At 65.7% G+C, this 12,336-nt stretch carries 14 protein-coding genes; 8 read left to right on the forward strand and 6 right to left on the reverse strand.

Features of this window, described 5'->3' with window-relative positions; all coding sequences use genetic code 11:
- Positions 1 to 3: 3 nt before the first annotated feature.
- Positions 4 to 1,026, forward strand: coding sequence for an NAD(+)/NADH kinase (locus tag NED97_RS04925; protein WP_252489612.1), 1,023 nt, complete (start codon positions 4 to 6; stop codon positions 1,024 to 1,026).
- 20 nt (positions 1,027 to 1,046) lie between these two features.
- Here NED97_RS04925 and NED97_RS04930 read toward each other — a convergent pair whose 3' ends face one another.
- Positions 1,047 to 2,861 carry a 2-oxo acid dehydrogenase subunit E2 gene (locus NED97_RS04930; protein ID WP_252489613.1) on the reverse strand — a complete coding sequence of 605 codons (1,815 nt, stop codon included), beginning with the start codon at positions 2,859 to 2,861 and terminating at the stop codon, positions 1,047 to 1,049.
- A 280-nt stretch (positions 2,862 to 3,141) separates the two neighbouring features.
- On the opposite strand from NED97_RS04930, the gene NED97_RS04935 reads away from it, so the two are divergent.
- Together NED97_RS04935 and NED97_RS04940 are read left to right on the forward strand one after the other, a co-directional pair.
- On the forward strand, positions 3,142 to 5,043 hold the full coding sequence (locus tag NED97_RS04935) for a 2-oxoacid:acceptor oxidoreductase subunit alpha (RefSeq protein WP_252489614.1): 1,902 nt from the start codon (positions 3,142 to 3,144) through the stop codon (positions 5,041 to 5,043).
- 2 nt (positions 5,044 to 5,045) lie between these two features.
- Positions 5,046 to 5,981, forward strand: a complete 936-nt coding sequence (locus NED97_RS04940) for a thiamine pyrophosphate-dependent enzyme (protein WP_252489615.1) — start codon at positions 5,046 to 5,048, stop codon at positions 5,979 to 5,981.
- A gap of 47 nt (positions 5,982 to 6,028) precedes the next feature.
- On the opposite strand, the gene NED97_RS04945 is transcribed toward NED97_RS04940, so the two are convergent.
- Positions 6,029 to 6,343: a hypothetical protein gene (locus NED97_RS04945; RefSeq protein ID WP_252489616.1), complete on the reverse strand. Its 315-nt coding sequence runs from the start codon at positions 6,341 to 6,343 to the stop codon at positions 6,029 to 6,031.
- Between the two features lie 153 nt (positions 6,344 to 6,496).
- On the opposite strand from NED97_RS04945, the gene lrpA1 reads away from it, so the two are divergent.
- The 5 genes from lrpA1 to NED97_RS04970 all read left to right on the forward strand — a co-directional run bounded on the left by lrpA1 (position 6,497) and on the right by NED97_RS04970 (position 9,987).
- Positions 6,497 to 6,925 (forward strand): HTH-type transcriptional regulator LrpA1, encoded by a 429-nt coding sequence (gene lrpA1, locus NED97_RS04950; protein ID WP_252489617.1) that lies wholly within the window; start codon positions 6,497 to 6,499, stop codon positions 6,923 to 6,925.
- Positions 6,926 to 7,082: 157 nt separating this feature from the next.
- Positions 7,083 to 7,727: an HAD family hydrolase gene (locus NED97_RS04955; RefSeq protein ID WP_252490571.1), complete on the forward strand. Its 645-nt coding sequence runs from the start codon at positions 7,083 to 7,085 to the stop codon at positions 7,725 to 7,727.
- Positions 7,728 to 7,777: 50 nt separating this feature from the next.
- Positions 7,778 to 8,269: an SRPBCC family protein gene (locus NED97_RS04960; RefSeq protein WP_252489618.1), complete on the forward strand. Its 492-nt coding sequence runs from the start codon at positions 7,778 to 7,780 to the stop codon at positions 8,267 to 8,269.
- A gap of 45 nt (positions 8,270 to 8,314) precedes the next feature.
- Positions 8,315 to 8,926, forward strand: a complete 612-nt coding sequence (locus NED97_RS04965; RefSeq protein ID WP_252489619.1) for a nitrous oxide reductase accessory protein NosL — start codon at positions 8,315 to 8,317, stop codon at positions 8,924 to 8,926.
- A gap of 164 nt (positions 8,927 to 9,090) precedes the next feature.
- Complete coding sequence (locus NED97_RS04970; RefSeq protein ID WP_252489620.1) at positions 9,091 to 9,987, forward strand: DMT family transporter; 897 nt, start codon at positions 9,091 to 9,093, stop codon at positions 9,985 to 9,987.
- 18 nt (positions 9,988 to 10,005) lie between these two features.
- Here NED97_RS04970 and NED97_RS04975 read toward each other — a convergent pair whose 3' ends face one another.
- The 4 genes from NED97_RS04975 to NED97_RS04990 all read right to left on the reverse strand — a co-directional run bounded on the left by NED97_RS04975 (position 10,006) and on the right by NED97_RS04990 (position 12,259).
- Positions 10,006 to 10,221 carry a hypothetical protein gene (locus NED97_RS04975; RefSeq protein WP_252489621.1) on the reverse strand — a complete coding sequence of 72 codons (216 nt, stop codon included), beginning with the start codon at positions 10,219 to 10,221 and terminating at the stop codon, positions 10,006 to 10,008.
- A gap of 63 nt (positions 10,222 to 10,284) precedes the next feature.
- A complete protein-coding gene (locus NED97_RS04980) occupies positions 10,285 to 11,127 on the reverse strand; it encodes a BKACE family enzyme (protein ID WP_252489622.1) in 843 nt (280 codons plus the stop codon).
- Positions 11,124 to 11,360 carry a hypothetical protein gene (locus NED97_RS04985; RefSeq protein ID WP_252489623.1) on the reverse strand — a complete coding sequence of 79 codons (237 nt, stop codon included), beginning with the start codon at positions 11,358 to 11,360 and terminating at the stop codon, positions 11,124 to 11,126. Before NED97_RS04985 ends, NED97_RS04980 begins: the two co-directional genes overlap by 4 nt.
- 206 nt (positions 11,361 to 11,566) lie before the next feature.
- Positions 11,567 to 12,259 carry a hypothetical protein gene (locus NED97_RS04990; RefSeq protein WP_252489624.1) on the reverse strand — a complete coding sequence of 231 codons (693 nt, stop codon included), beginning with the start codon at positions 12,257 to 12,259 and terminating at the stop codon, positions 11,567 to 11,569.
- Positions 12,260 to 12,336 lie beyond the last annotated feature (77 nt).

Here is a 12,336-nt window from a genome sequence, read left to right on the forward strand (position 1 = left end):
CTCGTGGCTCGCGTCGGACTGATCGGCAACCCCGCCGCCGGTCGCGACATCCGTCGTCTCACCGGCGGCGCCAGCGTCGTCGACAACTACGCGAAGCGCCGGGTCGCGGAGTGCGTTCTCGCCGGGCTAGCGGCGGTGGTCGAGCCGCCGGACGTACGGGTCATGCCGGATCGGGCGGGGATCGCCGATCACGCGATCGACGAATCGCCAGCGGTGATCGACGCGACGACTCTCGAGGTGCCGGCCGAGGGAACGGCAGCCGACACGCGACGGGCGGCGGCCCGGTTTCGCGAGTCGGCCGATGCCGTCGTCGTTCTTGGCGGTGACGGGACGACCCGCGACGTCGCGCGCGAAATTGGCGACGTTCCGGTCGTCGCCGTTTCCACCGGAACGAACAACGTCGTGCCGACGCCGGTCGACGGGACCGTCGCGGGAGTCGCCGCGGCGCTCGTCGCGACGGGCGCCGCGCCGCCGGACGCCGTAACCGACCGACACGGGATGGTCGAAGCGCGAGCCGAGACGGTGACCGGCGACCGGCGGCTGTCGGCGCTCGCGGCCGCCGAAATCTCCTCGTGCTCGTTCGTCGGGACGCGAGCGCTGCTCGATCCGGGGGATCTGCGCGGCGGCGTCGTCTCGCGGGCCCATCCGGGGGACATCGGTCTCGCCGCCGTCGCCGGAGCGGTCGAGACTGTCGCGCCCGAGGACCCCGGCGGCGTCGCGCTCCGGCTAACCGACCCCGCCGACGCCTCGCGAACCGTTCGGGCGGTTCTCGCACCCGGCGTCACGGCGACCGTCGGAATCGCGTCGGTCGAGCGCCTCGAGTGGAACGACTCCGTTCGGTTCGACGTTCCGGACGGAGTCGTCGGTGCCGACGGCGAGCGCGAACTCGAACTGACGGAGACGACGGCCGAACTGCAGGTGGTTCCTGACGGTCCGCGGCTCGTCGACGTCGACGCGGCGCTCGAAGCCGGGGCCGACGCCGACGCGTTCGAACCAACCCGTCGGCTACCGTCGACCGAGGACTGAGGCGGGTCCGAGAGCCCGGATCAGGTTCGCTCCCAGGTGATTTCGACGGAGAGATCGTCCCGAAGCAGTTGCGAGACGTGACAGCCCCGCTCGCCGAGGTCGACGATGCGATCCACCGTCTCGTCGTCGGCGTCGGTCTCGAGTCTGACCGTCGCCTCGAGGCGCTCGACCGAACCGCGTTCGGGGTCGGCGTCGGTCGTGACGTCGATCGCGTCGACCGAGGCGTCGCGTTTGTCCGCCTGAAACCGGACGCTCAGCGAGAGACACGAGGCGAGGGCGCCGAGGAAGACGTCGACGGGCGTCGGTCCCGTCTCCGAGCCTCCGGCGTCCTCGGGCTCGTCGAACGACCACTCGAACGAGCCGGCTTCGATCGTCCCGCCCATCCCCTCGGGATTACGCGCAGTGACGGCCCGTCCGGGCATTTCGGGGCCGTCGATCGCTGCGCTCTCGGTGCACTCGCGTCCGATTTCGTCCGGGAGCAGCGGCCACGGATCCTCGAGGTGATCGACCAGAGTCTCGAGGAACCTGGCGGCGTCGGCGCCGTCGACGACGCGGTGGTCGAAGGAGAGATCGAGTGGAAGTCGTCGTTGCCACTCCACCTCGTCGGTCGCGTCCTGAACGGGCGTCTCCGCGACGGCGCCGACGCCGAGGATGGCGACCTGCGGCGGGTTGATGATCGGATCGAACGATTCGACCCCGAGAACGCCGAGGTTCGTCACCGTGAACGTCCCACCCTGTAACTCGTTCATCGTGTACGCCCCCTCGGTCGCCGCCCGGACGAGGTCTCGGCGCTCGGTCGCGATCGACTCGAGCGATTTACCGCCGACGTCCCGGAGCACCGGCGCGATAAGCCCCTGGTCGATATCCACGGCCACGCCGACGTTGTGTTCCGTCCAGATGCGGTGTACGTCGTCCTCGAACGTCGCGTTGAACGCGGGATGTTCCTCCAGCGCCGCGGACACCGCGAGCAAGAGCACGTCCTGGACGGAGACGTCCGTCCCGAGACTGGCGTCAGCGGCGTCAGCGGTGGCGAACAGCTCCTCGGCGTCGGCTTCGCGGTGAACCGTTACGTGAACGGCTTCCCGATAACTCTCGCCGAGTCTCGAGGCGATCGTTCGGCGCATTCCGTCGAACGGGCGCTCCTCGACGAGGTTCCGTCCGAAATCGTCAGTCGAACCCGCCGCGTCCTCGACGTCCGCTTCGGTAATCGATCCCTGAAAGCCCGTTCCGTCGACGGTTGCGAGGTCGACGCCGAGTTCCTCGGCGCGTTTTCGCGCCCGCGGCGACGCATCGACGTCCGGTTCCCCTCGTTTTCCGCCGGATCCGGCCGCGTTCTCGACGTCGTCTTCGGTAACCGCTCCGTCGTATCCGGTTCCCTCGACGCGATCGAGGTCGACGTCGAGTTCCTCGGCGCGTTTTCGAGCTCGCGGGGAGATCTTGCGATCGGCAGCGGTCGGCTGCGATCCGGTTGCACGCTCGATTTCGGCGGCCGGGTCTCTCTCGTCGTCGGTCGCGGAATCAGACGGATCGGTGCTCGCCTCGTCAGTTGCCTCGAGATCCGCCGTCGCTTCCGATTCGAGGTCGCCGGTGTCGCCGTCGGCGGGAGCGACGATCCCGATCGGCGTCCCCGGTGGCACGGACTCGCCCTCCTCGAGATAGGTCCGGTGGAGGACGCCGTTCTCTCGGGCCTCGACTTCGGCGACGCTCTTCTCGGATTCGACTTCGGCGATAACTTCTCCCTCCTCGACCGTAGATCCCTCGCCGATTGTCCACTCCAGTAACTCTCCGCGTTCCATCTCCAATCCGAGCTTCGGCATCCTGACAACGTATCCCATGACCCAAAATGACACAACCACCGCATAAAGCGTATCGATGGAACGAACGGGCGGTACTCCGCTCCGTCACCGAACTGTGATCGAGGTCTTCGAAACCGCCGATGTTTGCCCCCATCGTCGATTATAGATCGTTATTTTTGTAAACAAACTATAAGGGAGGGAGAGATAAATTGGATGATTGCTCATTCTTCACGATAGATGCATGGCAATCTATAGCAAAGGCTTTAGGCACGGTGAGACCAAATTTTGGATACCGCTGGCCAACTGGCCACTGATCTCAATGAGCGACGAAGAACTCATCTGGCGAGTCTCAGGCGGTTCCGGAGACGGAATCGACTCGACGAGTCAGAACTTCGCGAAGGCGCTGATGCGCTCGGGGCTCGACGTATTCACACACCGACACTATCCATCACGGATCCGTGGCGGCCACACGTACGTCGAGATTCGAGCCGCAGGCCACGAGGTACAGTCACGGGGCGACGGGTACAACTTCCTCCTCGCGCTCGGGGACTCGTTTGCCCGCAACCCGCAAGAAGAAGCATACTACGGCAACGAGGAGATCAAGCCGCTCTCGGAGAACCTCGACGAACTCCGGGAAGGGGGCGTCATCGTCTACGACGAGGGTCTCCTCACCGAGGACGACGTCGCGGAACTCGACCTCGAGGAGCGCGCCGAGGAGAACGACTGGCACGTCTACCCGGTCGATCTCCGCGGTCTCGCCAAGGAGCACGGCCGCGAGGTTATGCGTAACACCGCCGGCGTCGGTATCACGGCGGGACTGCTCGACATGGAACTCGAGCACATCGAGGACCTGATGTCCGACGCGATGGGCGGAGACGTCCTCGAGGCCAACCTCGAGATTCTCCACGAAGCCTACGAGATGGTGGGCGACGAGATCGAGGTCGAACACGACCTCCGCGCCCCGACGGGCGAACACGACACCGAGCAGGCGCTGCTGTCCGGGTCGAACGCGATCGCCTACGGCGCGATCGACGGTGGCTGTCGGTTCATCGCCGGCTACCCGATGACGCCGTGGACGGACGTCTTCACCATTCTCAGCCAGAACTTTCCCGACATCGGTGGCGTCTCCGAGCAGGTCGAAGACGAGATCGCCGCCGCCGCGCTCGCCGTCGGTGCGAGCCACGCCGGTGCGAAGGCCATGTCCGGTTCCTCCGGCGGTGGCTTCGCGCTGATGAGCGAACCGCTCGGTCTCGCCGAGATGACCGAGACGCCGCTCGTGCTGGTCGAATCGATGCGCGCCGGTCCCTCGACGGGGATGCCGACGAAGCCCGAGCAGGGCGACCTCGAGTTCGTCCTCTACACGAGTCAGGGCGACTCCTCGCGCGTCGTCTTCGCGCCCGGAAACATCGAAGAGGCCTACGAACAGACGCGTCTGGCGTTCCACATCGCCTGGGAGTACCAGATTCCCACGATCATCATCTACGACCAGAAGCTCTCGGGTGAGAACAAGAACGTCGACGTCGAGTTCTTCGACCGCGAACCCGAACCGGGTCTGGGATCGACGCTCACCGAAGAGGAACTCGCGGAGGCCGCACACGACAACTCTGGAAAGTTCAAGCGCTTCCAGCACGAGAGCGAGAACGGCGTCAGCCCGCGCTCGCTGCCCGGCCAGAAGGACGGTCGCTACCTCGCAACCGGTAACGAACACAGTCCCGTCGGTCACATCAGCGAGGACCCCGACAACCGCGTCTACCAGATGGACCGTCGGATGCAGAAACTCGAGTCCATCCGGACGGAACTCGAAGAGGAACACGAGTCCAACCAGACCTACTTCGGCGAGGACGACGCCGAGTACGGGATCATCACGTGGGGCTCGAGTCAGGGCGCAGTTCAGGAAGCCGTCGAGCGCCTGAACGAGCAGGGCCACTCCGTAAAGGGTCTCAGCGTCTCCGACATGATGCCGTTCGCCGAGACCGAGGTGACGGAATTCCTCGAGAGCGTCGACGAGGCGATGGTCGTCGAGATGAACGCGACCGCCCAGTTCCGCGGCCTGATCCAGAAGGAACTCGGTCGCTTCGGCGAGAAGATGACCAGTCTCCTCAAGTACAACGGGAACCCGTTCGAACCTGCCGAGATCGTCGAGGGTTACGAGGTCAACGTCGCCGACGAGGACCGCGAACCGACCGCACAGGTACGAATCGAACCCGCTGCAGGTGACTAATCATGAGTGCATTCAACGCAATCGGTGAAGAACGAGAGATCGACCGGGACGAGTTCACTCCCGGCGTCGAACCGCAGCCGACCTGGTGTCCGGGTTGTGGCGACTTCGGCGTCCTGAAGTCGCTGAAACAGGCGCTCCCGGAGGTCGGCAAGAATCCTGAAGAGGTGCTGACCGTCACCGGGATCGGCTGTTCGGGCAAGCTGAACAGCTATCTGGACACGTACGGCTTCCACACGATCCACGGCCGTTCGCTGCCCGTGGCCCGCGCCGCGAAGCTCGCGAACCCCGAGGTCGAAGTGATCGCGGCCGGCGGCGACGGCGACGGCTACGGTATCGGCGGGAACCACTTCATCCACACGGCCCGGGAGAACCACGATATGACCTACATCGTGTTTAACAACGAGATCTTCGGGCTGACGAAGGGACAGACATCCCCGACCAGCCCCAAGGGCCACAAGTCCAAGACCCAGCCGTCCGGCAGCGCGAAGTCGCCGCTTCGTCCGCTGTCGCTGTCGCTGAACGCCGGCGCGACGTACGTCGCGCGAACGGCCGCCGTCAACCCCAACCAAGCCAAGGAGATCATCAAGGAAGCGATCGAGCACGACGGCTTCGCCCACATCGACTTCCTGACCCAGTGCCCGACCTGGAACAAGGACGCGCGTCAGTACGTCCCGTACGTCGACGTCCAGGAGTCCGACGACTACGACTTCGACGTCCACGACCGGGAGGAAGCCGCGCGGATGATGCGCGAGACCGAGGACGTCCTCAACGAGGGCACCGTCCTCACCGGCCGGTATTACGTCGACGACGAGAGCCCCTCCTACACCCAGGAGAAGCAGGCCGTCGGCGAGATGCCCGAGCAGCCGATCGCCGAGCGCTACTTCGACGAGGACGGCGAGTGGGAGCGCAGCTACGACCTGCTCGACCGGCACAAGTAGACTCGCGTTGCGATCTCTCTGATTCGTTTTCGCGGTTTTTTCGAACGCTACTCCCGGTAGCCGACGCCTCGAGCGAACAGCTTCGAGACGTAGCTCAACACGAGCAGCGCGACGATCAGCGCTCCGAGGGCGTACGGTTGGAATCCGTAGAGTATCTCGCGGATCGCGTAGCCGAGGACCAGCAGTCCCATGAGCAGCGCCGTCCCGCCGGCCCAGCGAGAGACGTACGCCGGATCGACAGACTCGTCGTAGTTGGAGTGGAGATCCGCACGTCCCCGGAAGGCGATGAGATAACCCAGATAGCAGATTGCGAGTCCGCAGAGCAGCCAGACGCCGCCGCTGATGAGGTTGTAGTCGACCATGCCGTTTCTCGAACGTGCGATCAGGGACCGAATAAGTCCGCCGGTCGGGATTGACGCGGCGGCTGAGATCCCCGTCTCGGACCGTCTTCGGTCACGCGAGCCGACGTTTTCGGATACAAAAGATATTTTCCCGCCGGAGCAAAACAGAGTAGTATGAGCACACAGGCGACGGAGGATCGCATCCTCGAGGTTCTCGAAGAGGATGCACAGGCGTCCTACGCCGAGATCGCCGACCGCGCGGGGGTCTCGAAGCCGACGGTCCGGAAGTACATCAACCAGCTCGAAGAGGAGGGGGTCATCGTCGGCTACTCGGCCGACGTCGACCCGAAGAAGCTCTCGAGCCAGACCATCGCGCTGGTCGGCGTCGACGTCGCGAGCGAACGCTACGTCGAGGCGACGAAGGCGATCAAGGAACTCGAGGAGATCGAGGCGCTGTACAGTTCGAGCGGCGACCACATGCTGATGGCCGAGGTCCGCGCCGAGGACGGCGACGCGCTCGGCGAGATCATCGCCGACGAACTGCTCGAGATCGAGGGTGTCACCGCGGCCCACCCCTCTTTCCTGCAGGAACGACTGAAGTAACGATCACCGGCTGCACAGGACGCCGAACTGCCCCCGTCGCTCGTGAACCGTCGATTTCGTTCTCACCCGCTCGTCCCGCCGGATCCATACCGTGCCGGAGCGTACGCAGATAGAGAGGACAATCGTGACGAGTCGATCCGACGCGATTCTGTTCGACATGGACGGCGTACTCCTCGAGGGGCCGGGCACTCCCCCGCGGGTCTACGACCGCGCGGTCGACGCGGCGATCGACGCGCTCGGACTCGAGCCGACGGAACGACAGCGCCGCGACCTTCGAGACCACGGCTACGAGAGCGTCGAAACGGCGTGTACCGCCCTCGGCGTCGACCCGACGGCGTTCTGGCGCCGAAAGGAGGAACGGGCGTCTCGGCTGGCGGCCGATCGGATTCAGTCCGGGGAACGGGGCATCTACGAGGACGTCACCGCGCTTTCGGAACTCGGCGAGCGGGCGACGCTCGCGCTCATGAGTAACAACCGCCACGAGACCGCCGCGTTCGTCGCGGACTACGTCTCGGTGTCGTTCGCGACCGCCAGGGGACGAGACCCCACGCCGGCCGGGTTTCGCCGACGGAAGCCGAAGCCGGACTACCTCCTCGAAACGCTCGCGGAACTCGACGTCGAGTCGGGGCTGTACGTCGGCGACCGCGAGACCGACGTGATCGCTGCCGAGGAAGCGGGCCTCGAGCCGGCGTACCTCCGTCGCTCGCACAACGCGGACGCGCCGCTTCCGACGGACGCGACGTACGAACTCGAGTCTCTCTCCGACCTGGCCGGGATCGTAGACGAGCGCCCCGACGGGTAGGATCGACGGGCGGCCTCGAGTTTTTCCGCGCGGCCGTCGTACCGACGTCCATGCCGTCGTACGAACGCGAAATGCGGGTCGAAGCGCCGCTCGAGGAGGTCTGGGACTTTCACTCCCGCGTCTCCGGTCTCGAGGCGCTGACGCCGGAGTGGATGGGGCTGCGCGTCGAGTCGGTCGTCGGTCCGGACGGGGAGTCGGATCCGGGGATCCTCGAGGCCGGCTCCGAGGTGACGCTGTCGACTCGCCCGTTCGGCGTCGGCCCCCGCCAGCGCTGGACGTCGGTGATTACGGAGCGCGAGCGAACCGACGGCACGGCGTACTTCCGCGACGAGATGGTTCGCGGCCCGTTCGATCGCTGGGTCCACACGCACGCCTTCTACGCGGACGGCGACGAGACGCTGCTCCGCGACCACGTCGAGTACGAACTCCCGCTGGGGGAACTCAACGCGGCGGCGACGCCGTTCTCCCGGATCGGGTTCGAGGCCGTGTTTCGGAAGCGACACCGGCTGACGAAAGAGCGCTTCAGCCGCGGGATTCGATGAGAGAACCACGCTTGTTTTGATTACGGAGGGGCAATTCGAAGGCGAATGAGTCAACACGACGGGCGATCACACACGCGGCGGCGGCTCCTCGGCGCGATCGGAACAGGAGCGACCGGTGCCGTTGCAGGGTGTCTGGGAAGAAACGGTGGCGGCGAAGATGAGGGTGAAGACGAGGACGACCGCGAACATCAGTACGCGACGTCCGTGGAACACCCGGGGGACGAGCCGCTCGATTTCACCGGCGAGTACAACTGCCCGGTCTGTAACATGACGCCGGCAGATTACTCGGTCTGGCAGTCCCAGCTCGCTCACGAAGACGGAACGGGTGCGGTCTTCGATACGCCGGGCTGTCTGTTCGCCTACTACGCGGTTCCGCCCACGGACTCGGACGTCGTCGCTGCCTGGGTGACCGACTTCGAGACGGGCGAACTGATCGACGCGACCGAGGCTTTCTTCGTACTCGTCACGGACGACGAGCCGGTGCCGGACGAAGTGATGGGGCTCAACCCGCGACCGTTCGAGGATCGGGACGACGCAGTCGCCTATCTCGACGAGTGGGACGCAGAGGAACTGACCGAGGACGATATCATCGGACTGACCGACGTCGACCGCGAGGTCGCGGCGATCTACCGCGGGAACCGGCTCCCCGACGAGTAGCGTCCCCGACGCCCCTTACCCCCGCCTCGTCGACCGCGCCGGGATCGGCGGTCTCGACGACTCGCCTCGAGATCGTGACACCGCGACTCGTCCTTCAGCTGTCACTCACGTGCCTCGAACGGCTTCCGGAACGCGTTTGTCCCTGTCCCGTATTGTGATACGACGTGAAGGCGTCCGATCTCGAGGTCACGCCCCTCGTCGCTCTCGCGTTCGCGGTGTTCGCCGCCAGCACCAGCGCCATCCTGGTGCGCTGGAGTGCGGCCCCGAGTTCGGTCGCGGCGTTCTACCGGGTGCTGTTCACGACGGCGATCGTCGCGCCGGTCGCCCTGGTGCGGTACCGCGAGGAGTTCACCCGCCTGTCGGGACGCGATCTCGGCTTCGCGATCGTCGCCGGCGTCGCGCTCGCGGTGCACTTCGCCGCCTGGTTCGAGAGCCTGAACCACACGAGCGTCGCCGCCAGCGTTACCCTCGTCCAGACCCAGCCGATCTTCGTCGCGCTCGGTGCGGCGCTCGTCCTCGGCGAGTACGTCAATCGCGAGGCGGTCGTCGGAATTGCGATCGCGATCGTTGGCGCGGCCGCGATGTCGTTCGGCGGCGCCGGCGAGGCTCCCGTCTCGGACGCGACGATGTACGGTAACGCCCTCGCGCTGCTGGGTGCGGTCACCGTTGCAGGTTACGTTCTGGCCGGGCGATCGATCCGCCAGCGCGTCTCGCTGTTTCCCTACGTGACGGTCGTCTACACCGCCTGCGCGCTCACCCTGTTCGTCCTCGTCGGCGCGCAGGGCCACGACTACGTCGCCTATCCGGCCCGCGAGTGGCTGCTCTTTCTCGGGATGGCCGTCGGCCCCGGCGTCTTCGGCCACACCGTCGTCAACTGGGTCCTGAAACACCTCGAGTCGGTCGTGGTGAGCGTCACCTGGCTGGGCGAACCCGTCGGCGCGACGCTGCTCGCGCTCGTCCTGCTCGCGGAGGTGCCGGACGCGATCACGGTGGTCGGCGGGTGCGTCGTCCTCGCCGGGATCTACGTGACGACGATCGAGCGGGAGCGGCGACGGGGCTGACGGATCACAGCGGTCGAGTCAGCCCTCGAGCGTCTCGAGGTACGCCTTCCCCTCATCGGTTATCGCGTAGACACCCCCTGCGATCTGGCGGACGTGACCGTCGGACTGGAGTTCGTAGCACCGCTGGGTTATCGTCATCGGATGCGTCTCGAACTCGCTCGCCAGTGACGCCATCTCGACTGAACCCCGTTCGGCAAGCATCGCTAACAGCGCCTGGTCCGAGCAGCCGTTCATGTGTGATAACATCATGCACGATAATCGGCTACATAGTGGTTTCGCTCGTCGGGGGAGCGCGGATCAGAGATCGAGTATCGACCGAGCCTGCGCGGGCGTCGCGATCTCCCGGCCGAGTTCCTCGGCGAGACGGGCGATCCGCTCGACCAGTTGGGCGTTGCGCTCCGCGAGTTCGCCGCGGCGGTAGTAGACGTTGTCCTCGAGACCGACGCGCACGTGACCGCCGAAGAGAATCCCCATCGTCGCGAACGGGAGCTGATGCTTGCCGAAGCCGAGCGTGTTGAACAGCGCGCCGTCGGGTAAGTTGTCCACCGCGTTCAGTAAATTCTGCGGTCTGGGCGGCGTGAGCGTTCCCGGCCCGAAGATGAGCGTGGCGTAGACGGGATCGGCGAGATCGCGGCGCTCGAGCAAACCGTGGACCTCGTTCAGGTGGCCGTCGTTGAACACCTCGAGTTCGGGTTTGATCCCGCGGTCGACCATCTCCTCGTGCAGCGAGTCGACCAGCCCGCGGGTATTCTCGCTGGTGAGGTGGTCGTAGCGGTTCAGCGGTCCCATATCGAGCGAGGCCATCTCCGGCGGCGGATCGGTTCGCAGCGGGAGGTGGCGCTCGGCGTCCGGCGCGCCGGTGCCCCCGGTCGAGTGCTGGATAACGACGTCGGCGGCGTGCCGACGAACGGCGTCGTCGATCTCCTGGAACCGCTCGGTCGCGAAGGTGCGCTCGCCGTTCGGTCGGCGGGCGTGCAGGTGGACGACGGACGCGCCGGCATCTTCGACCTCGGCGGCGGCGCGACCGATCTCCGCCGGCGTCTCCGGCAGATTCGGGTTCGCCTCCTTCCCGTGGACGCCGCCGGTCAGCGCCGCGGTGACGATCAGCGGCTCGCCGGCGAGGTAGTCCTCGTAGCTCATCGCTCGGTCGCCTCCGTACCGTCGTCAGCGTCGTTTTCCTCGTCGCGATCCTCGTCCCCGGCGTGTTCGAGGAAGATCTCGCAGTGGCGGTCGTGCTCGAGGTCGTAGCGGTCGTTGCAGATATCCGCGCGCAACGGCTGGACGAACCGGTCGGCGACGGTGCAGTAGGCTCGAGCCTCGTCGAATCGCCGGTCGTCCGCTCGGTCGCGGTACTCGAGGTGCGGGCAGGTCACACTCGCCAGTACTTCTCGTTCAATGGTAACTATTCGCATCATCGTAGCCTCTCCGAACACCAGCCCGGTGAGACGCCCGCTCCCCCCCAAAACGCGTTTCGGTGGCGCGCGCTGTTGATCAGGGCGAGCGACGGCGAGATCTGATCGACGACACTGTGTGAGGTCTTCGCGAACAGTGCGAGCGAAGTCGTTCTAGCAAAAATAATTCACGCTGGTGCTGCGGTCGGCGGCATGACTTCAGGCGTCTCCGTTCGGAGGTAGTGGCCGACGAGTACGATCGCGGCACAGAGCGGGAAGATGGCGATCAGGGTGGCGATCAGTCCGACTCCCAGCGCGAAGCCGACCGGTCCTGCGAGCAGCGTGGCCGGGAGGACCGCGATCAGCAGTGCCGCGAAGGGCCGCGACACGATCGACGCTCGCAGGAGCGCGATGCCCATGAGGAACGTGCCGAGGTTGATGCCGACCATGAGGCCGAGGCCGATACCGATGTTCGCGGGCGTGACGATCCCGATCGCGCCGACGGCCGGTGCGGCGGTTGCGAAGACGAATCCGACCGCGGCCATCCCCGATCCGATCGCCGCGAGAAGGGTGCCGGCGCGTAGGAGACGTCCCCCCGCCCCGGAGAGTCGAACGTGCATCGCCGCGAAGCCGGCGAAGACGAGGAACCACGTGATCATCAGCGAACCTTCGCTGGCGTAATACCAAGAGGTGCCGACGCCGTCTACCGGATCGGTCCCATGGAGCGTGAGGAACCCGAGCAGTTCCAGCACCGTTGTGATCGTAAAGTACGCGAACAGGAGGGTTCCGCCGGCGATCGCGGCGAGACCCGCAGCGCGTACTCGCTGTGGCGTCCACCAGCCGGCCGCCGCTCCATCATACTGCGTAGTGTGCGTTGACATTGTTACTCCGATTGTCGATGTAGAAATCGAGAATCACTATTATCTACGCGTAATAGTATCATCAACACAACACCTGA

Source organism: Natronococcus sp. CG52, assembly GCF_023913515.1.
GTDB classification, from domain to species: Archaea; Halobacteriota; Halobacteria; order Halobacteriales; family Natrialbaceae; genus Natronococcus; species Natronococcus zhouii.